Origin of the sequence: Pseudomonas sp. ABFPK (assembly GCF_001586765.1) — a bacterium.
GTDB classification, from domain to species: Bacteria; Pseudomonadota; Gammaproteobacteria; order Pseudomonadales; family Pseudomonadaceae; genus Aquipseudomonas; species Aquipseudomonas asiatica.
In genome coordinates this window covers 175,514-196,413 of the sequence record NZ_LQXW01000003.1, presented here as the reverse complement: position 1 = coordinate 196,413, position 20,900 = coordinate 175,514, and the positions used below count along the sequence as shown (strand labels likewise).

Sequence of the window (20,900 nt, the reverse complement as noted above, 5' to 3'; positions counted from 1 at the left end):
CACAAGCCTTACTTGCAGTCATGGCTGAAACGCTTCAGACTCGAGCCAAGCCGGTATCACGGCGCATGGCGCAAAAACATTCAAAATTGCGACATAAATTTTCAATGGTGAGACATGAAAATTTGTGAGCATCGCTGTCGCTGTGCAACAATGGTTTTCCATGGCCACCGCAAAAAAGCTGGCGTTTGATCGGCGTGGATGGTAAGTGGTTGTTAAAAAAGAGATTTACCTCCGTTGAGAGGTGAACCTGGTGAGAATGTGTCTATGAAAACAGGTCTGTACCATCCCGAAGAATTCAAGGACAACTGTGGTTTTGGCCTGATCGCCCATATGACGGGCGAACCGAGCCACCACCTTCTGCAAACCGCCATGCAGGCACTGACCTGCATGACCCACCGCGGCGGTATCAACGCCGACGGCAAGACCGGTGACGGTTGCGGTCTGCTCATGCAGAAGCCCGATCAATTCCTGCGTGCCGTGGCCCAGGAGCACTTCGCCGTCGAGCTGCCCAAGCAGTACGCCGTCGGCATGGTGTTCTTCAACCAGGACCCGGTCAAAGCGGAAGCTGCCCGCGCCAACATGGACCGCGAAATCCTCGCTGCTGGCCTGAAACTGGTCGGCTGGCGCAAAGTGCCGATCGATACCAGCGTGCTCGGCCGCCTGGCCCTTGAGCGCCTGCCACAGATCGAGCAGGTGTTCATCGGCGGTGAAGGCCTGAGCGACCAGGAATTCGCCATCAAGCTGTTCAGTGCCCGTCGCCGTTCGTCCGTGGCCAACGCCCACGACGCCGACCACTACATCTGCAGCTTCTCGCACAAGACCATCATCTACAAAGGCCTGATGATGCCGCGCGATCTCGCGGCCTTCTACCCGGACCTGGGTGACGAGCGCCTGCAAACCGCGATCTGCGTGTTCCACCAGCGCTTCTCCACCAACACCCTGCCGAAATGGCCGCTGGCGCAGCCGTTCCGCTTCCTCGCCCACAACGGCGAGATCAACACCATCACCGGCAACCGCAACTGGGCCATGGCCCGTCGCACCAAATTCGCCAACGACCTGATCCCCGACCTCGAAGAGCTCGGCCCGCTGGTCAACCGCGTCGGCTCCGACTCCTCTAGCATGGACAACATGCTGGAACTGATGGTTACTGGCGGCATCGACCTGTTCCGTGGCGTGCGCATGCTGGTACCGCCAGCCTGGCAGAACGTCGAGACCATGGACGCCGACCTGCGTGCCTTCTACGAATACAACTCCATGCACATGGAGCCGTGGGATGGCCCGGCCGGTATCGTCATGACCGAAGGCCGCCATGCGGTGTGCCTGCTCGACCGTAACGGCCTGCGCCCGGCGCGCTGGGTGACCACCAAGAACGGCTACATCACCCTGGCGTCGGAAATCGGCGTATGGGACTACAAGCCCGAGGACGTCATCGCCAAGGGCCGCGTTGGCCCAGGCCAGATCTTCGCCGTGGACACCGAAACCGGCCAGATCCTCGACACCGACGCCATCGACAACCGCCTGAAGTCGCGCCACCCGTACAAGCGCTGGCTGCGTCAGCACGCCACGCGCATCCAGGCGACGCTGACCGATGACCAGGGCGTGGCCAGCTACGACGCCGACCAGCTCAAGCAGTACATGAAGATGTTCCAGGTCACCTTCGAAGAGCGTGATCAGGTCCTGCGCCCGCTCGGCGAGCAGGGCCAGGAAGCAGTCGGCTCGATGGGTGACGACACGCCGATGGCCGTTCTGTCGCAGCGCGTGCGTTCGCCGTACGACTTCTTCCGCCAGCAGTTCGCCCAGGTGACCAACCCGCCGATCGACCCGCTGCGCGAAGCGATCGTCATGTCCCTGGAAATCTGCCTGGGCGCCGAACGCAACATCTTCCAGGAATCCCCCGAGCACGCTTCGCGGGTAATCCTCAGCTCGCCGGTCATCTCGCCCGCCAAGTGGCGTTCGCTGATGAACCTGGAGCGCGAAGGTTTCGACCGCCAGCTGATCGACCTCAACTATGAAGAGAGCGTCGGCCTGGAAGCGGCCATCCGCAACATCGCCGACCAGGCTGAAGAAGCCGTGCGCGCTGGCAAGACCCAGCTGGTGCTGAGCGACCGCTACATCGCCCCGGGCAAGCTGCCGGTGCACGCCTCGCTGGCCGTTGGTGCGGTGCACCACCGCCTGACCGAACAGGGCCTGCGTTGCGACAGCAACATCCTGGTGGAAACCGCCACCGCCCGCGACCCGCACCACTTCGCCGTGTTGCTGGGCTTCGGTGCCTCGGCCGTTTACCCGTACCTGGCCTATGAAGTGCTGGCTGACCTGATCCGTACCGGCGAAGTGCTGGGCGACCTGGACGAAGTCTTCAAGTACTACCGCAAGGGCATCTCCAAGGGCCTGCTGAAGATCCTGTCGAAGATGGGTATCTCCACCATCGCCTCGTACCGTGGTGCGCAGTTGTTCGAAGCCATCGGCCTGTCCGAGGAAGTGGTCGGCCTGAGCTTCAAGGGCGTTTCCAGCCGCATCAAGGGTGCGCGTTTCGCAGACCTGGAAAGCGACCAGAAGCTGCTGGCAGCCGAAGCCTGGAGCGCGCGCAAGCCGATCCAGCAAGGCGGCCTGTTGAAGTTCGTTCACGGTGGCGAGTACCACGCCTACAACCCGGATGTGGTCAACACCCTGCAGGCTGCCGTGCAGCAGGGCGACTATGCCAAGTTCAAGGAATACACCACGCTGGTCGACCAGCGTCCTGTGTCGATGATCCGCGACCTGCTGAAGGTGAAAGTGGCTGACCAGCCGCTGCCGCTGGAGCAGATCGAGCCGCTGGAGGCGATCCTCAAACGCTTCGACTCCGCCGGTATTTCGCTGGGTGCACTGTCGCCGGAGGCTCACGAAGCGCTGGCCGAGGCGATGAACCGCCTGGGCGCGCGTTCCAACTCTGGCGAGGGCGGTGAAGACCCGGCGCGCTACGGCACCATCAAGAGCTCGAAGATCAAGCAGGTGGCCACCGGCCGCTTTGGCGTGACCCCGGAGTACCTGGTCAACGCCGAAGTGCTGCAGATCAAGGTTGCCCAAGGCGCCAAGCCCGGTGAAGGCGGCCAGCTGCCAGGCGGTAAGGTCAACGGCCTGATCGCCAAGCTGCGTTACGCGGTACCGGGCGTGACCCTGATCTCGCCACCGCCGCACCACGACATCTACTCGATCGAAGACCTGGCCCAGCTGATCTACGACCTCAAGCAGGTCAACCCGCAGGCCCTGGTTTCGGTCAAGCTGGTGGCAGAAGCCGGCGTCGGCACCATCGCCGCCGGTGTGGCCAAGGCCTATGCCGACCTGATCACCATCTCCGGCTACGACGGTGGTACCGGTGCTTCGCCGCTGACCTCGATCAAGTACGCCGGCGCCCCATGGGAGCTGGGCCTGGCCGAGACCCACCAGACCCTGCGCGGCAACGACCTGCGTGGCAAGGTACGGGTACAGACCGACGGCGGCCTGAAGACTGGCCTGGACGTGATCAAGGCAGCCATCCTCGGCGCCGAAAGCTTCGGCTTCGGTACCGCGCCGATGATCGCACTGGGCTGCAAGTACCTGCGCATCTGCCACCTGAACAACTGCGCTACCGGCGTGGCCACCCAGAACGACAAGCTGCGCAAGGACCATTACATCGGCACCGTCGACATGGTGATCAACTTCTTCACCTTCGTCGCCGAAGAAACCCGTGAGTGGCTGGCCAAGCTGGGCGTACGCAGCCTCGGCGAGCTGATCGGCCGTACCGACCTGCTCGACGTGCTGCCAGGCGACACCGAGCGCCAGCAGTACCTGGACCTGACGCCGCTGCTGGGCAGCTCGCACATCCCGGCTGACAAGCCGCAGTTCTGCGAAGTCGACAAGAACCCGCCGTTCGACCAGGGCGAGCTGGCCGAGAAGATGGTGGAAATGGCCATGCCGGCCATCCGCGACCAGGTCGGTGGCGAGTTCAGCCTCGACATCTGCAACTGCGACCGCTCGATCGGTGCGCGGGTCTCGGGTGAAATCGCCCGCCTGCACGGCAACCAGGGCATGGCCGCGGCACCGATCACCTTCCGCTTCAAGGGCACTGCGGGCCAGAGCTTCGGCGTGTGGAACGCTGGTGGCCTGAACCTGCACCTGGAAGGCGACGCCAACGACTACGTCGGCAAGGGCATGACCGGTGGCAAGGTCACCATCGTGCCGCCAGCCGGCAGCCCGTTCGAAACCCAGCACAGCGCCATCGTCGGCAACACCTGCCTGTACGGCGCCACTGGCGGCAAGCTGTTCGCCGCAGGTACTGCTGGCGAGCGCTTCGCTGTACGTAACTCCGGCGCCCACGCTGTTGTCGAGGGCACTGGCGATCACTGCTGTGAATACATGACCGGCGGCTTTGTCTGCGTGCTGGGCAAGACCGGTTACAACTTCGGTTCTGGCATGACTGGCGGCTTCGCCTACGTGCTCGACATGGACAATACCTTCGTTGACAAGCTCAACCATGAGCTGGTGGAAATCCAGCGTATCAGTGGTGAAGCGATGGAGGCCTACCGCAGCCACCTGGCGCGGGTCCTTGCCGAGTACGTGGAAGAGACCGGCAGCGAGTGGGGGCGTGAGCTCTCGGAGAACCTGGACGACTACGTGCGGCGCTTCTGGCTGGTCAAGCCGAAGGCAGCCAACCTGAAGCAACTGCTGTCCAGCACCCGTGCCAACCCGCAGTAACAACAGCTGCAAGTGACGGCCCCGTGCGCGGGGCCCGTCGTGCTCAAGTGATCGTCTTGCAGCTTGCAGCCTGAGGCTGGCAACTGCGGTAAAGAGGTTTTGAAAAATGGCTGAACGTCTGAACAACGACTTCCAGTTCATCGAAGTGGGCCGCAAGGACCCGAAGAAAAAGCTGCTGCGCCAGCGCAAGAAGGAGTTCGTGGAAATCTACGAGCCGTTCAAGCCGCAGCAGTCCGTGGAGCAGGCGCACCGTTGCCTGGGCTGCGGTAACCCGTATTGCGAATGGAAGTGCCCGGTACACAACTTCATCCCCAACTGGCTGAAGCTGGTTTCCGAAGGCAACATCCTGGCTGCGGCGGAGCTGTCGCATCAGACCAATACCCTGCCGGAAGTGTGCGGCCGCGTATGCCCGCAGGACCGCCTGTGCGAGGGTGCCTGCACCCTGAACGACGGCTTCGGTGCGGTGACCATCGGCTCGGTGGAGAAGTACATCACCGACACCGCCTTCGCCATGGGCTGGCGCCCGGACATGTCCAAGGTCAAGCCAACCGGCAAGCGCGTTGCCATCATCGGTGCCGGCCCGGCCGGCCTGGGCTGTGCCGACGTATTGGTACGCGCCGGCGTGACCCCGGTGGTGTTCGACCGCAACCCGGAAATCGGCGGCCTGCTGACCTTCGGTATTCCCGAGTTCAAACTGGAAAAGACCGTGCTCAGCAACCGCCGTGAAGTGTTCACCGGCATGGGCATCGAGTTCCGCCTGAACACCGAGGTGGGCAAGGACGTGACCATGGAGCAGCTGCTCGCCGAGTACGACGCGGTATTCATGGGCATGGGTACCTACACCTACATGAAGGGCGGCTTCCCGGGCGAGGACCTGCCGGGCGTGCATGACGCGCTCGACTTCCTGATCGCCAACGTCAACCGCAACCTGGGCTTCGAGAAGTCGCCGGAAGAGTTCGTCGACATGCAGGGCAAGAAGGTGGTGGTACTGGGCGGTGGTGACACCGCGATGGACTGCAACCGCACCTCGATCCGCCAGGGCGCCAAGTCGGTGACCTGCGCCTATCGCCGTGACGAGGCCAACATGCCGGGTTCGCGTCGTGAGGTGAAGAATGCCAAGGAAGAGGGTGTGAAGTTCCTCTACAACCGCCAGCCTATCGCCATTGTCGGCGAGGACAAGGTCGAAGGCGTGAAGGTGGTCGAGACCCGTCTCGGCGAACCGGACGCCCGTGGCCGCCGCAGCCCGGAGCCGATCCCGGGGTCTGAAGAGATTCTGCCGGCCGATGCCGTGGTCATCGCTTTCGGCTTCCGCCCGAGCCCGGCGCCTTGGTTCGAGCAGCATGGCATCCAACTGGACAGCCAGGGCCGCGTGGTTGCGCCGGAGAAGGGCAAGTTCAAGCATCAGACCAGCAACCCGAAAGTGTTTGCCGGCGGCGACATGGTGCGTGGGTCGGACCTGGTGGTGACGGCTATCTTCGAAGGGCGTACTGCTGCTGAAGGTATCCTGGACTACCTGGAAGTCTGAGGCTGCCTGTACTGGCCTCATCGCCGGCAAGCCAGCTCTCATAGAACAACACATGACTCATTGGTTCGGCGAGGTCCTGTAGGAGCAGCCTTGTGCTGCGAAGAGGCCGGGGCTGACGAAGCCTGTCTATTGGCTGTACCGGCCTCTTCGCAGCACAAGGCTGCTCCTACAAAGGACGCGTCAGACGAGCGATATTGGTTCTCTGCGCGACAGCGCAGCCCAAAGGGCTGGGCAATCTCCCACAAGGGCTGCGACTCACCCTGTGGGGGCTGGCTTGCCGGCGATAGGGCCATCGGCAGCGCCCATCATTAGAATTTTGTATACAAAATCTATTGATCCAGGACATACCCATAGAGAAAAGGCACGGCAAACGGCCGTGCCTTTTCTTTGTGCGTCTGAGAAAATGCCCGCACTATTTTTCCGGATGCCGACATGACTGCCCTGAAGAACGATCGTTTCCTGCGTGCACTGCTCAAGCAACCCGTAGACGTCACCCCGGTGTGGATGATGCGCCAGGCCGGCCGCTACCTGCCGGAGTACCGCGCCAGCCGCGCCAAGGCCGGTGACTTCATGAACCTGTGCATGAACCCGCAGTTCGCCTGCGAGGTCACCCTGCAGCCGCTGGACCGCTACCCGCTGGACGCGGCGATCCTGTTCTCGGACATCCTGACCATCCCCGATGCCATGGGCCTGGGCCTGTACTTCGAAAGCGGCGAAGGCCCGCGCTTCAAGAAAGTCGTCAGCACCCCGGCCGACATCGAGGCGCTGCCAATCCCCGATCCGCAGAAAGACCTCGGCTACGTGATGGACGCGGTCAGCACCATCCGCCGTGAGCTCAACGGCCGCGTGCCGCTGATCGGCTTCTCCGGCAGCCCGTGGACCCTGGCCACCTACATGGTCGAAGGCGGCTCGTCGAAGGACTTCCGCAAGACCAAGGCCATGGCCTACGACAACCCGCAGGCCCTGCACCTGCTGCTGGACAAGCTGGCCCAGTCGGTCACCAGCTACCTCAACGGCCAGATCCTCGCTGGTGCCCAGGCCGTGCAGATTTTCGACACCTGGGGCGGCAACCTGTCGGCGGCGGCTTACCAGGAGTTCTCCCTGGCCTACATGCGCAAGATCGTCAGCGGGCTGATCCGCGAGCACGAGGGGCGCAAGGTGCCGGTGATCCTGTTCACCAAGAACGGCGGCCTGTGGCTGGAAAGCATCGCCGAAGCCGGCGCCGACGCGCTGGGCCTGGACTGGACCTGCGAGATCGGCGATGCCCGCCGCCGCGTGGGTGACAAGGTTGCGCTGCAGGGCAACATGGACCCGACCGTGCTGTACGCCAAGCCCGAGGCAATCCGCAAGGAAGTGGCGCGCATCCTGGCCAGCTATGGCCACGGCACAGGCCATGTGTTCAACCTCGGCCACGGCATCACACCGGAAGTCGACCCGGAGCACGCCGGCGTGTTCATCAACGCCGTGCATGAGCTGTCGGCGCAGTACCATCAGTGAATTGATCTCTGAACACGAAAGCCCGGCCATGAGCCGGGCTTTTTTTGCATTAAGTTTTAATTCAGCGATCGTCGTTAATCTGGTCCCATCGAAACCGAAACAGGACCTGATCCTTATGAAAGCACGTTATCTTGCGTTGATCCTCGCCCCCTTGTTCAGCACTGCTGCCTTGGCTGCCGGTTATACCGGCCCCGGTGCCCAGTCCGTCACCACCGTAGCTGCGGCCAACGATGCTGCCGACGACACCTCAGTGGTGCTGCAAGGCTTCGTGACCAAGAAGATCAACAACGACGACAAGTACGAGTTCAAGGACAACACCGGCACCATCACCGTGGAAATCGATGATGAAGACCTGCCACCGACGCCGTTCAACGACAAGACCAAGGTCAAGCTGACCGGTGAGGTGGAGAAGCACCTGATGAGCCGGGAGGTGGATGTGGATATGGTCGAGATCATCAACTGATCCGCTGGCCTCTTCGCGGGTGAACCCGCTCCCACAGGTACGGCGCTTCCCTTATTTCTAGCGCGGTCCCTGTGGGAGCGGGTTTACCCGCGAATGGGCCTCAAGCAGTTTTCGGTGGTAGCCTGCTCAGGTGCAGCGCCACCAGCAACGCCACCGCCAGCAGGCTGCCAATGAACAGCCCGATGCCATTCCAGCCCCACTGGTGCCAGAACACCCCGCCCGCCGTACCGGCCACACTCGACCCTGCGTAATAGCTGAACAGGTACAACGACGACGCCTGTCCCTTGGCCTTCAAAGCCCTGCGGCCGATCCAGCTGCTGGCCACCGAGTGCGCGCCAAAAAAGCCGAAGGTGAATACCAGCATACCGACGATCACCATCACCAGCGGGCTGGCCAGGGTCATCAGCAAACCGCCCGCCATCACTACGATACTGGCCCAGAACACCTTGCGCCGGCCCAGTTTGTCAGCCAGTGCGCCGACCTGCGCCGAGCTGTAGATGCCAGACAGGTACACCACTGACAGCAAGCCGACCAGCGCCTGGTTCATGTGATAGGGCTCGGCCAGCAGGCGGTAGCCGATGTAGTTGAACAGGGTGACGAAGGCGCCCATCAGCAGGAAGGCTTCGAGGAACAACCAGGGCAGGCCGGCATCCCTGAAGTGCATGACGAAGCCATCCAGCAGGCTGCGTGGGTTCATCGCCTGCGGGTGGAAATTGCGCGATTCGGGCAGCACCCTCCAGAACACCAGCGCCGCAACCAAGGCCAGGCCGCCGATGGTCAGCATCGCCGTGTGCCAGCTGACGAAATCGATCAGCACGCCGGTGATCAGGCGCCCGCTCATGCCGCCAATGGCGTTGCCACCGATATACAGGCCCATGGCCAGGCCGATGTGCTGCGGGTGGATTTCTTCGCTCAGGTAGGTCATCGCCACCGCTGCCAGGCCGCTCAGCGACAGGCCGACCAGGGCGCGGGTCGCCAGTACCAGCTCCCAGCTCGGCATCACCGCGCTGGCCAGGGTGGAAAGGGCGGCGCAGACCAGGGCAAACACCATCACCGGCTTGCGCCCGATGCGGTCAGAGATAGGGCCGGTGATCAGCAGGCCGAACGCCAGCATGGCTGTGGAGACCGACAGCACCAGGCTGCTCTGCGCCGCATTGATGGCAAATTCCTTCGACAGCAACGGCATCATCGGCTGCACGCAGTACAGCAGGGCGAAGGTGGCGAAGCCGCCGCTGAATAGCGCCAGCACGGTCTTCATGAAGGCGGGGGTGCCTTTTTCGATCCACATTTCGTTCAGCGGTGCAGGTTCTGGCTCGGCGGGAAGGGCAGCTGCAGCAGTTTTCACGGGCGGGTACCTCTGGCGCAATGAAAAAAAGCATATAGCTGGCTAATGATTAGATCCAATATATTGTTCGACCTATTTGAGATGTTTTGCGACCTGTTCGGAGCTGATCATGGAACTGCGCCATTTGCGTTACTTCATCGCCGTGGCCGAAGAGCTGCATTTTGGCCGCGCTGCCCAGCAACTGGGTATTTCGCAGCCGCCCTTGAGCCAGCAGATCCAGGCGCTGGAGCAGGAACTGGGTGCCCGGCTGTTCGAGCGCACCAACCGTCGGGTGGAGCTGAGCGAGGCGGGTCGATTGTTCCTCGAGGAGGCCCGTCAGGTGTTGGCGCAGGTGGAAAAGGCTGCCGATGTCGCCCGGCGTGCGCAGTTGGGGGAGCTGGGGGAGATGAAGATCGGCTTTACCTCCTCGGCACCGTTCACCTCGAAGATCCCCAAGGCCATCCACGCGTTTCGCCAGCGCTTCCCGGCGGTGCACCTGAACCTCAAGGAAATGAGCAGCCGCGATGTGGCGGAAGGGGTGTTCGACGAGTCCATCGAGGTCGGGCTGATGCGGCCGATGCCGCTGCCGGAAGGGCTGATGGCCACCGAACTGTTTCGCGAGCCGCTGGTGGCAGTGATCAACGCCTCGCATCCACTTGCCGAAGGTACGGAGCATGGCGTGCACATGGCCGCCCTGGCCAATGAGCCGTTCGTGTTCTTCCCGCGCAGCTATGGCAGCGGGTTGCATGCACAGTTGCTGAGCCTGGCGCGCCAGGCGGGTTTCAGCCCGCATTTTGCCCAGGAGGCGGGGGAAGCGATGACCATCATCGGGTTGGTTTCGGCAGGGCTTGGGGTGTCGGTTCTGCCGGCGTCGTTCCAGCGGATGCGCATCGAGGGGGTGGTTTATCGCACGCTGCTGGATGAAGGGGCGATGTCGGCGGTGTGGCTGGTGCAGCGCGAGCATGGTGGGTCGGCGATGGCACGGGCATTTGCCGAGTTGCTCACGGGGCAGGTGGTTGGCGGGGGCAGTGTAGTTGCCTGATCGGGCCCCATCGCCGGCAAGCCAGCTCCCACAAGGGACGCACATGGCTTGAGGCTTATGCGGTCGGTGTGGGAGCCGGCTTGGCGGCGATAGGGCCAGGGCAGGCAGCACAAGGCTGTTGTTCCGGGCAAATGGCACTGGTCATTGCCGCAGCGGCGCCACATACTCGGGCATTCGTTGATACACGGAGGTCAATCATGCGGCGCGTGGTGTTCAATCAGAAAGGTGGTGTGGGCAAGTCGAGCATCGCTTGCAACCTGGCGGCTGTGAGCGCCAGCGAAGGTTATCGGACCCTGCTGATCGACCTGGATGCCCAGGCCAACTCGACCCAGTACCTGACTGGCCTGACCGGCGACGATATCCCCATGGGCATCGCCGACTTCTTCAAGCAAAGCCTGTCCAGCGGGCCGTTCAGCAAGAAGAACCAGGTCGATATCTACGAAACCCCGTTCGACAACCTGCATGTGGTCACCGCCACGGCCGAGCTGGCCGATCTGCAGCCGAAGCTTGAGGCGAAGCACAAGATCAACAAGCTGCGTAAGTTGCTCGACGAACTGGACGAGGACTACGAGCGCATTTACATCGATACCCCGCCAGCGCTGAACTTCTATGCGGTTTCCGCACTGATCGCCGCCGATCGCGTGCTGATTCCTTTCGACTGCGACAGCTTCTCGCGCCAGGCCCTGTATGGCCTGCTGGCCGAGATCGAAGAACTCAAGGAAGACCACAACGAAGACCTGATGGTCGAAGGCATCGTGGTCAACCAGTTCCAGTCCCGCGCCAGCCTGCCACAGCAGATGCTCGACGAGCTGCTGGCCGAAGGGCTCCCGGTGCTACCGGTGTACCTGGGCAGCTCGGTGAAGATGCGTGAGTCGCACCATGCCAGCCTTCCGCTGATTCACCTCGAGCCCAGGCACAAGCTGACCCAGCAGTTTGTCGAGTTGCATTCGCTGCTCGAAGAGAACGCTTAGACCCCCTGGCTACGCAACCACTCCAGCAACGACTGGAGTGGAAACGCCCCGGCCTGACGGCTGACTTCACGGCCATTCTTGAACAGCCGCAGGCTGGGGATAGAGCGGATGCCCAGTTGCCCGGCCAGGTTGCGGTTGGCTTCGCTGTCGAGCTTGGCCAGGCGGCAGCGGCCGGCCAGTTGCCGGGCGGCCTGTTCGAAGGTGGGGGCGAAGGATTTGCACGGGCCGCACCAGTCGGCCCAGATGTCGACCAGCATTGGCAGGTCGCCTTTGATCTGGCTGGCGTAGCTGGCTTCGGTGAGTTCGAAGGGGGTGCTCAGCAGCACGTCCTGTTTGCAGCGGCCGCATTTCGGCGCGTCGCCCAGGCGCTCGGCGGGCAGGCGGTTGAGGCCGTTACAGTGGGGGCAGGGGATTACCAGTGGGTCGGACATGTCGTTTCCTTGTGTTGTTTGTTCGGGCCCTATCGCCGGCAAACCAGCTCCCACAGGTACGGCGCAAGCCTTGGGTTGAGCGCCGTACCTGTGGGAGCGGGTTTACCCGCGAACACCGGCGTAGCCGGTGCCATCTAGCGCGTCGCATTCTTCGCGGGTGAACCCGCTCCCACAGGGTTCGGAGTTGGTCAGGAGGAGCAGCTGATTTCCAGGTGCTTGCCCCATTCCGGCGGTCGCTCGGCATAGCCCTGCATCCCGGCCTGCTCCTCGAACGGGCGGCTCAGCACCTCATGCAGCCGTCGCACTTCACTGTAATCCCCCGCTTCGGCCGCTTCGATGGCTTTCTGTGCCAGGTAGTTGCGCAGCACGTACAGCGGGTTCACCGCATGCATGCGCGCACGCCGCCCTTCGGCATTATCCGCTTCGCGCTCGCAGCGGGCCAGGTAGTCCGCCCCCCAGGCATCGAAACCGGCCAGGTCGATGAAGTCGTCACGCACCACCTTCAGCGCCTCGGCCACGGGCTGATCGCCCAGCTTGCGGAAGAACAGGTTGTAGTCCACACCACCGCTCTGCATGCGCTGCAACAGGCGCTCGACCAACGCCATGTCGTCCTCTTCCGCGGTGGTCAGGCCCAGGCGCCGGCGCATCAGGTCCAGGTAGTGTGCCTGGTACAGCGGCAGGAACAGGCCCAGCGCCTCCTTGAGCGGTTCGACTTCGATCACCGTGGTCAGCGCCTGGGCCAGCGCACTGAGGTTCCAGTGGGCGATCGGTACCTGGTTGGCGTAGCTGTAGCGGCCACGGTCGTCGGAGTGGTTGCAGATGAAGTTGGCGTCGAAGTCGTCGAGGAAGGCGTACGGGCCGAAGTCGAAGGTGATGCCGAGGATCGACATGTTGTCGGTGTTCATCACCCCGTGGCAGAAACCATAGGCCTGCCAACGGGCGATCAGCTCGGCATTGCGCTCGACGATGGTGCGGAACATGGCCAGGTACGGCTGCTCGGCATCGCGGCATTCGGGGTAGTGCTGCTCCAGCACGTGGTCGATGAGCACGCGCTGCTGTTCTGGCTGCCTGGTGTAGTAGAAGTATTCGAAATGCCCGAAACGCACATGGCTCTGCGCCAGGCGGGTGAGCATGGCCGCGCTTTCGCGGGTTTCGCGCCACACCGGGGTGCTCGAGCCGATCACGCACAGTGCCCGGCTGCTGGGAATGCCCAGGGCGTGCAGGGCCTCGGAGGCGAGGAACTCGCGGATCGAGGAACGCAGCACGGCGCGACCGTCGCCCATGCGCGAGTAGGGCGTCTGTCCGGCACCCTTGAGGTGCAGGTCCCAGTGCTCGCCCTGGTCATTCAGCACTTCGGCCAGCAGCAGGCCGCGGCCATCACCCAGGCGCGGGTTGTAGGAGCCGAACTGATGGCCGGAATAGACCATCGCCCTCGGGTCGGCCTCTTCCCATAGCTTGTGGCCGCTGAACAGCTCGGCGAAAACCGGCAGCTCTACCTGGGCCGGGTCGAGGTCGAGCAGCGCCATGGCCGACTCGCTCGCTACCACCAGGCGTGGGTCTGCGATGGGTTCGGGCAGGACCTGGGTGGAGAACGCGTCGCCCAGGCGGGCGAAGCGATTGTCGAAGGTGAGTTGGTCGAGGGCTTTCACGGGGCCGGCTCCAGAAATTGATGGGCTGGGGCCGCTTTGCGGCCCTTCGCGGGCAAGCCCGCTCCCACAGGTATTGCGCAGTGCCTCAGAGCGGCGCGGCCCTTGTGGGAGCGGGCGCGCCCGCGAACGAGGGCGAAGCCCTCGCAGGGATTCTGCACAGAATAAAGTATTAGAGCCCACTCAGGCCGAAGCAGTGCCATCCGGTTTCGGCTGCTCCACCGGAATCAGCTGCTGTTTGCCGCCCTTCGGATCCATCAGAAACACCTCGACCTGGCGCACCGAGATCTTGATGTTGTGTGCCTTGAACTCGCGGTTGATGTAGCGGTTGATCTCGTCCAGCGTCGGGTTGCGGTCGCCCAGGTCGCGTACATGCATGCGCAGCTCGTGGTCCAGCGAGCTCTCGCCGAAGTTGAGGAAGTACACGATCGGCTCCGGGTCCTTGAGCACGCGTGGGTTTGCGTGGGCGCCCTTGAGCAGCAGGTCGCGCACCAGGTCCAGGTCCGAGCCATAGTCGATGCCCAGCTTCAGCGTTACCCGGGTGACGGTGTCGGTCAGCGACCAGTTGATCAGCTGACCGGTGATGAAGGTCTTGTTGGGGACGATGATGTCCTTGCGGTCGAAGTCGGTAATCGTGGTGGCGCGGATGCGGATTTTGCTCACCGTGCCCGACAGGTTGCCGATGGTGATGGTGTCGCCAATCCGTACCGGGCGCTCGAACAGGATCATGATGCCGGAGATGAAGTTGGCGAAGATTTCCTGCATGCCGAAGCCCAGGCCCACCGACAGCGCGGCCACCAGCCATTGCAGCTTGTCCCAGCTGACCCCGAGGGTCGACAGGGTGCTGACGATACCGACGCCGACGATGACATAGGACAGCAAGGTAGTAGTGGCATACGCACTGCCCTGGGCCAGGTTGAGCCGCGACAGCACCAGGACTTCGAGCAGGCCGGGCAAGTTCCGTGCGAGGGCGAAGGTGATGCCGATGATGACCAGCGCACCGAGGAAGTCGCCCAGGCTGATCGGCACCATGCTGGCGGTGGCACCGGTGCCGCTGGAGTACTCGTACAGGGTGAAATTGTTGAGGTAGGCGAACACCGAGATCAGGTCCGACCACACCCAGTACAGGCCGGCGATGAAGCCGCCGAGCAGGGCCAGGCGGATCAGGCGCAGCGACTGCTGGTTGACCTGTTCGATATCCAGCGTTGGTTCTTCTGTGATGACTTCGCCATCCAGCCCTTCCTTGGCCGCCGCCCGCTTGCTCAGCGCGCGCTGGTAGGCCAGGCGCCGTGCCGCCACCGACAGGCCACGCACGAACGCGGCTTCGATCACCAGCCAGAACAGCAGCAGGTACAGGGTGTAGATCAGCCGGTCGGTAAGTTTCAGCGCGGTGTAGTAGTAGCCGAAGCACACGGCCACGAACAGGGCGATGGGCAGGGCGGTGAAGGCCACGCCAACGGCCTTGCGGAACAGCGAGGTGTCGCGGTGTGCCGGGCTGCTGAGCAGCAGGCGGCTGAGCAGCCAGGCCATCAGTGCGTAGCAGGTCAGTACCACGCCGATACCCAGCACATCATCGGCCAGCGCCGAAGGCTGATGTTCGGCCACCGCCACCACACCGACCAGTGCCAGTACCACGGTGCCCAGGCGCCGCACCCAGCCGCGCAGGAACTCGACCTGCGGCTTGTGCCAGCGGAAGTGGATTTCCGCCACGCCGCCCGGGGCGAGGATGCGGTAGGCGGTGTAGAACACCAGCCAGGCCTGGGCCAGTTGCCAGAGGGCGGCGCCGAGGTTGGCATTCTGCCCGCGGGCGTCGATCTGCAGGGCGTAGCTGCACAGGGCCAGGCCCAGGCTGACCGGCATTGCCAGCAGGATGTTGATGAAGATCGCCTGGGGCGTGTGCCACTGGCTGTCACGGCGGAAGTGGCCGATGTCCTGGTGCACCTTGCCCAGCCGTTGGTACAGGTATTTGCGCCGCCACAGCAGGCCGCCGATCACCAGCAGCAAGGGCAGGAACAGCAGCGGGCGCTGGCCCAGCCCATCGGCCAGTTCCTTGAGGCCCGAACCCCAGGGCAGGCTGGCTACCTGGTCGGCAAAGCGTGCCGGCACCAGGCTCAGCCATTCCCAGTCCAGTGGCTTGTTGCTGGGAATCCAGAACATCTGCTCTTCGAGCGTGGTGCGCAAGCCCTGGGCGGTGCCGAGCAGCTGCTTCTGGTTGAGCTGCAAGGTGATCGATTCGTTGAGCAGTGCCGACAGCTCCCGGCTGAGGCGTTCGAGCAGGTCGACGCGGGTAATCATCACCTCCAGCAGCGCCTTGCGCAGCTGAGGGGTAACCTGCTCCTGCGGCTGGCCGAGCAGCAGGTTGTCGACGTACGCGGCGGGGCTGCTCATCTGCTCGCGTTGCTGGTTCACTTCGAACTGGTAAAGACGGATATCGGCGATCTGGTCAGCCAGGTCGCGGTCCACTTTCAGGTGCGGCAGGGCCTGTTTCTGCTTGTAGAGGATCTTGGACAGCAGCAGGCTGCCCTTGAGCACGCTGATCTGTTCGTCGAGGGCCTGGTCGGCCTGGGTCAGGCTGTCTAGCTGCTGCTTGCTGCGCAGGTTCTGCTGGGTCAGCTCGTTGAGGCGGTCGGTGCTCTTGAGCAGGTAGTCGGACAGTTTCAGGTTGGCAGCGCTTTCGTTGGCCAGCAGGGTGCTGCCGCCGGCTTTCTGCGCTTCGATCGATTGCTGGGTGACCGCCTGCTGCGACTGGGCCAGGCGCTTTTCGTTGATCAGCGATTGCAGGTCCTGGATTTCCTGCTCCATTCGTGTGGCGCGCTCGATCAGCAGGTCGTGACGGGCATTGCCCAGGTCCTGCAGCAGGCCGTTGCCGGCCAGTTCCTGGCGGCGCAACGAGGTCAGGGCATTGAGCGACGCCAGCTCGGCATTGAGCTTGTTGCGTTGGTCGCTGTTGAGTGGCTTGCCGTTCTCCTTGCCGCTCTTGAGGCTGAGGTTGATCTGCTGGGTACGTGTCTGGTTGTTGCTGATTTCTGCCTGAGCCCGCTCTGGGCGGGTCTGCGAGTTGATGATCAGGCTGTTGGCATCCGACAGTGCCTTTTGCAGTTCGCCTTGTTGCGTACTGCGCTCGCTGAGCATCTGCTCCAGCTGTGGCACGTTCAGGGTGGCGTAGCGTTGGGCCACCGGCAGGGGCTTGCTGGCCTTGAGCTTGATCAGCTCGCGCTGGCTGTCGGCGGTTTCCTTGGGCGCGCCAGCCAATTGCTGCTTGAGTGCCTCAAGCTTCTTTTCGCTGTCTTCCTTGCTGAGCAGCAGTGCCAGGGTCTGTTCCAGCACCTGTTGCTGGGCCTTCTGCTCCGGTGTCTGTTGCGCAGCCTTGGGGTCGGCCTCGGCACCCTTGGGCTGGGAAATCTTGTTCAGGCTGCTCTGGATGCTGGTCGTGGTGGGAAGCTCGGCCGCGCCAGCGGCGAACGAGAGAGACAGGCACAGCCCGAACAGGGCTGTGCGGAGGTACACGCGCAGGGACATAGGCAGACTACTTGTGGATCCGGCAGAAACGAAGTTTAGAGGAACAATCCTGGTCCGGGTCGCGTTCCTTCGGGGAATCTGACGCCTACTTTCTGAATCTTGTTCCCGTCCATGGTGGCCACGGTCCAGATCGTGCCATGCCATTCGACCTGGTCACCTACTACTGGAGCGCCTCCGACCTTTTGTCGGATGAACTGGGCCAGTGGCATTTTCGCGTCCAGGCCGTCGAGTTTCAGACCGTACAACGCTGCCACCGCACCCAGTTCGGCATCGCCTTCGAGCACGAAGTCGCCGAAGAAACGCAGGTCGAGGCCACGTTGTGGCGCCTGGCTGAACAGTTTGCCCAGGGCCGGCAGGTTGTGCTCGTGGCCGATCACGCAGAGCATGTCGCCTACTTCCAGTACCGTACTGCCGGACGGGTGCAGCAGTTGCTCGCCCCGGAACAGCGCGGCGATTCGCGTGCCTTCGGGCATCTTCAGCTCGCGCAGGGCGGCGCCGATGCACCATTTTTCGGCACCCAGGCGGTAGACGAACATTTCCCACTCGCTGGTGATGTGCACTTCCAGCGCCGAACGGGAGATCGGCGCCGGGTCTGGCGGTACCGTCACTTTCAGCAGCTTGGCCATCCACGGCAGGCTGGTGCCTTGCACCAGCAGCGACACCAGCACGATGAAGAAGGCCAGGTTGAAGAACAGCTGGGCGTCCGGCAGGCCGGCCATCAGCGGGAACACCGCGAGGATGATCGGAACCGCACCGCGCAGGCCGACCCAGGAAATGAAGGCTTTTTCACGGCCGTGGAAGGCCTTGAACGGCAACAGGCTGGCGACCACCGACAGCGGGCGCGCCACCAGGATCATCCACAGCGCCAGGCCCAGCGCCGGCAGGGCGATGGGCAGCAGGTCGTGGGGCGTGACCAGCAGCCCCAGCACCAGGAACATGCCGATCTGCGCCAGCCATGCCATGCCGTCGAGCATGTGCAGGATGCCGTGGCGGCTGCGGATGGGCTTGTTGCCCAGCACCAGGCCGCACAGGTACACGGCAAGGAATCCGCTGCCGTGCAGGGCGTTGGTCAGCGAGAACACCACCAGGCCGCCGGCGATCACCAGGATGGGGTACAGGCCGCCAGCCAGCTTGATGCGGTTGACCAGTTGCAGCATCAGCCAGCCGCCGCCCAGGCCCACCAGCCCGCCGATGCCGAATTCGCGCAGCAGGTGGGTGAGCAGGCTCCAGTGCAGACCGGTCTGGCCGCTGGCGATCATGTCGATCAGGGTGACGGTAAGGAAAACTGCCATCGGGTCGTTGCTGCCCGACTCGATCTCCAGGGTGGCGGTAACACGCTCATTCAGGCCTTTGCCGCCGAGCAGCGAGAACACCGCTGCGGCGTCGGTGGAGCCGACGATGGCGCCGATCAGCAGACCCTGGATCAGGCTCAGGTCGAACAGCCAGGCGGCGACCAGGCCCGTGAGGGCGGTGGTGATCATTACGCCGATGGTGGCCAGCGACAGCGCCGGCCACAGCGCCACGCGGAAGCTCGCCACCCGTGTGCGCAGGCCACCGTCGAGCAGGATCACGGCCAGCGCCAGGTTGCCCACCAGGTAGGCGGTCGGATAGTTGTTGAAGATGATGCCGCCACCATCGACGCCGGCGATCATGCCGACCGCAAGGATGATGACCAGGATAGGGATGCCCAGGCGCGACGACAGCGAACTGACCAGGATACTTGCGCCCACCAGCAATGCGCCGATCAGGAACAGGCTGTTGATGGTGCTTGCATCCAAAGGCAGGTACTCCGGGGACCGCGGGGGAGGGGACTTGATAGCATGACGCTAGCAGGTCGCGTGCCAAATGATTCTAACCTGATGAATTGGCAGGCTGTAAAGCGTTTCTGCAGATGAAAAAAAGGCACCGCGGTGGGTGCCTTTTCGGGTGTTGCCTGGGCGGGCCCTTTCGCGGGTGAACCCGCTCCCACAGGTACTGCACAGTTTTCAAAACCTGTGTGAGCCCTGTGGGAGCGGCTTTAGCCGCGAAGAGGCCGGTGCGGGCTTACGCCTGCTTGACCTCGCGCATCGGCTTGCCCTTCACCGGTGCATCGCCCGCCACGTAGTACTTGGCAGTGCTGCGCGGCAGCGGCTTGCGGCCACGGATCTTGTCCGAGATTTTCTCGGCGATCATGATCGTGGTGGCGTTGAGGTTGCCGGTGATGATCAGCGGCATGATCGACGCATCGACCACACGCAGGCCCTTCATGCCATGCACGCGGCCTTCGCCGTCGACCACCGCCATGTCGTCGGTGCCCATCTTGCACGAGCAGGACGGGTGGAAGGCGGTTTCGGCGTGCTCGCGGATGAACTTGTCCAGCTCTTCATCGGTCTGCACGTGCGCGCCGGGGCTGATCTCACGGCCACGGTACGGGTCCAGTGCCGGCTGGGCCATGATTTCACGGGTCAGGCGGATGCCGTCACGGAATTCCTGCCAGTCCTGCTCGGTGGACATGTAGTTGAACAGAATGCTCGGGTGTTGGCGCGGGTCCTTCGACTTGGCCTGGATGCGGCCGCGGGCAGGCGAGCGCATGGAACCCATGTGTGCCTGGAAGCCGTGTTCCTTCACGCCATTGGAGCCGTTGTAGTTAATGGCCACTGGCAGGAAGTGGTATTGAATGTTCGGCCATTTGAATTCAGGGCGGGTACGAATGAAACCACCGGCCTCGAACTGGTTGCTGGCGCCGATGCCGGTGCCGTTGAACATCCACTCGGCACCGATGGCCGGCTGGTTCCACCACAGCAACGACGGGTACAGCGACACCGGCTGGGTGCAGGCGTACTGCAGGTACAGCTCCAGGTGGTCCTGCAGGTTTTCGCCAACGCCTGGCAGATCGTGCACCACCGGGATGTCGAGGCTTTCCAGCAGGGCGCGCGGGCCAACGCCGGAGCGCTGCAACAGCTGCGGCGAAGCGATGGCGCCGGAGCTGACGATGACTTCCTTGCGGGCACGGGCTTCAACGCGCTCTTCGCTGTCACCGACCAGGTAGGTCACGCCGATGGCGCGCTTGCCGTCGAACAGCACGCGGTCAGTCAGGGCGTGGGTGACGATGGTCAGGTTCGGGCGCTTCTTGGCCTGGTCCAGATAGCCGCGGGCGGTGCTGGAGCGGCGGCCGTTCTTGGTCACCGTACGGTCCATCGGGCCGAAGCCTTCCTGCTGGTAGCCATTCAGGTCTTCGGTGCGCGGGTAACCGGCCTGCACGCCGGCTTCGACCATGGCGTGGAACAGCGGGTTGTTGCCGGCTTTCGGCGTGGTCACGCTGACCGGGCCTTCGCCACCGTGGTAGTCGTTCGGGCCGATGTCGCGGGTTTCGGCCTTGCGGAAGTACGGCAGGCAGTCCAGATAGGTCCAGTCTTCCAGGCCTGGCAGTTCTGCCCAGCCATCGAAGTCCAGGGCATTACCGCGGATGTAGCACATGCCGTTGATCAGCGACGAGCCACCCAGGCCTTTGCCGCGACCACATTCCATGCGGCGGCCGTCCATGTACGGCTCCGGATCGGTCTCGTAGGCCCAGTTGTAGCGGCGGCCCTGCAGCGGGAAGGCCAGGGCTGCTGGCATCTGGGTGCGGAAGTCGAAGCGGTAGTCGGGGCCACCGGCTTCCAGCAGCAATACGGTGACGCCTGCGTCTTCGGTCAGGCGGGTCGCCAGGGTGTTACCGGCCGAACCGGCACCGACGATGATGTAATCGAATTCTTGGGACATGAAAGTACCCTCGTGTTGGCGGTGTTCAGGG

12 protein-coding genes are annotated in these 20,900 nt (G+C 63.3%); 6 read left to right on the top strand and 6 right to left on the bottom strand.

The window, feature by feature from the left end:
- Window positions 1-264: 264 nt before the first annotated feature.
- The 4 genes from gltB (at window position 265) to WM94_RS03760 (ending at window position 8,195) form a co-directional block, all read left to right on the top strand.
- Entirely contained in the window at window positions 265-4,710 is a 4,446-nt protein-coding gene (gltB, locus tag WM94_RS03775) for a glutamate synthase large subunit (protein WP_061550470.1), read from the top strand.
- A gap of 106 nt (window positions 4,711-4,816) precedes the next feature.
- Window positions 4,817-6,235: an FAD-dependent oxidoreductase gene (locus WM94_RS03770; protein WP_061550469.1), complete on the top strand. Its 1,419-nt coding sequence runs from the start codon at window positions 4,817-4,819 to the stop codon at window positions 6,233-6,235.
- 432 nt (window positions 6,236-6,667) lie between these two features.
- Window positions 6,668-7,732: a uroporphyrinogen decarboxylase gene (gene hemE / locus WM94_RS03765; protein WP_061550468.1), complete on the top strand. Its 1,065-nt coding sequence runs from the start codon at window positions 6,668-6,670 to the stop codon at window positions 7,730-7,732.
- 115 nt (window positions 7,733-7,847) lie between these two features.
- Window positions 7,848-8,195, top strand: a complete 348-nt coding sequence (locus WM94_RS03760) for a YgiW/YdeI family stress tolerance OB fold protein (protein WP_061550467.1) — start codon at window positions 7,848-7,850, stop codon at window positions 8,193-8,195.
- 100 nt (window positions 8,196-8,295) lie between these two features.
- Here WM94_RS03760 and WM94_RS03755 read toward each other — a convergent pair whose 3' ends face one another.
- Window positions 8,296-9,483 (bottom strand): MFS transporter, encoded by a 1,188-nt coding sequence (locus WM94_RS03755; protein WP_220467548.1) that lies wholly within the window; start codon window positions 9,481-9,483, stop codon window positions 8,296-8,298.
- Between the two features lie 166 nt (window positions 9,484-9,649).
- Here WM94_RS03755 and WM94_RS03750 point away from each other — a divergent pair, with 166 nt between their 5' ends.
- Both WM94_RS03750 and WM94_RS03745 read left to right on the top strand, forming a co-directional pair.
- Entirely contained in the window at window positions 9,650-10,561 is a 912-nt protein-coding gene (locus WM94_RS03750; RefSeq protein WP_061550465.1) for a LysR family transcriptional regulator, read from the top strand.
- Between the two features lie 197 nt (window positions 10,562-10,758).
- The gene (locus WM94_RS03745) at window positions 10,759-11,532 is read left to right on the top strand and encodes a ParA family protein (protein WP_061550464.1); all 774 of its coding nucleotides are present in this window, start codon (window positions 10,759-10,761) and stop codon (window positions 11,530-11,532) included.
- Here the strand turns inward: WM94_RS03745 and trxC are convergent.
- From trxC to betA, 5 genes are all read right to left on the bottom strand, one after another.
- Window positions 11,529-11,963: a thioredoxin TrxC gene (trxC, locus tag WM94_RS03740; protein ID WP_061550463.1), complete on the bottom strand. Its 435-nt coding sequence runs from the start codon at window positions 11,961-11,963 to the stop codon at window positions 11,529-11,531. The genes WM94_RS03745 and trxC overlap by 4 nt on opposite strands.
- Before the next feature lie 188 nt (window positions 11,964-12,151).
- Entirely contained in the window at window positions 12,152-13,612 is a 1,461-nt protein-coding gene (selO, locus tag WM94_RS03735) for a protein adenylyltransferase SelO (protein WP_061550462.1), read from the bottom strand.
- Between the two features lie 180 nt (window positions 13,613-13,792).
- The gene (mscK, locus tag WM94_RS03730; RefSeq protein ID WP_061550461.1) at window positions 13,793-17,128 is read right to left on the bottom strand and encodes a mechanosensitive channel MscK; all 3,336 of its coding nucleotides are present in this window, start codon (window positions 17,126-17,128) and stop codon (window positions 13,793-13,795) included.
- A gap of 35 nt (window positions 17,129-17,163) precedes the next feature.
- Window positions 17,164-18,906, bottom strand: coding sequence for a potassium/proton antiporter (locus WM94_RS03725; protein ID WP_013974590.1), 1,743 nt, complete (start codon window positions 18,904-18,906; stop codon window positions 17,164-17,166).
- 265 nt (window positions 18,907-19,171) lie between these two features.
- Window positions 19,172-20,869: a choline dehydrogenase gene (gene betA, locus WM94_RS03720; protein WP_013974589.1), complete on the bottom strand. Its 1,698-nt coding sequence runs from the start codon at window positions 20,867-20,869 to the stop codon at window positions 19,172-19,174.
- Window positions 20,870-20,900: the final 31 nt, after the last annotated feature.

Bases quoted from the DNA above. Each gene is read 5' to 3' on its own strand.
- gltB (WP_061550470.1), top strand. From the start codon at position 265: ATGAAAACAGGTCTGTACCATCCCGAAGAATTCAAGGACAACTGTGGT.
- WM94_RS03770 (WP_061550469.1), top strand. From the start codon at position 4,817: ATGGCTGAACGTCTGAACAACGACTTCCAGTTCATCGAAGTGGGCCGC.
- hemE (WP_061550468.1), top strand. From the start codon at position 6,668: ATGACTGCCCTGAAGAACGATCGTTTCCTGCGTGCACTGCTCAAGCAA.
- WM94_RS03760 (WP_061550467.1), top strand. From the start codon at position 7,848: ATGAAAGCACGTTATCTTGCGTTGATCCTCGCCCCCTTGTTCAGCACT.
- WM94_RS03755 (WP_220467548.1), bottom strand. From the start codon at position 9,483: ATGTGGATCGAAAAAGGCACCCCCGCCTTCATGAAGACCGTGCTGGCG.
- WM94_RS03750 (WP_061550465.1), top strand. From the start codon at position 9,650: ATGGAACTGCGCCATTTGCGTTACTTCATCGCCGTGGCCGAAGAGCTG.
- WM94_RS03745 (WP_061550464.1), top strand. From the start codon at position 10,759: ATGCGGCGCGTGGTGTTCAATCAGAAAGGTGGTGTGGGCAAGTCGAGC.
- trxC (WP_061550463.1), bottom strand. From the start codon at position 11,963: ATGTCCGACCCACTGGTAATCCCCTGCCCCCACTGTAACGGCCTCAAC.
- mscK (WP_061550461.1), bottom strand. From the start codon at position 17,128: ATGTCCCTGCGCGTGTACCTCCGCACAGCCCTGTTCGGGCTGTGCCTG.
- betA (WP_013974589.1), bottom strand. From the start codon at position 20,869: ATGTCCCAAGAATTCGATTACATCATCGTCGGTGCCGGTTCGGCCGGT.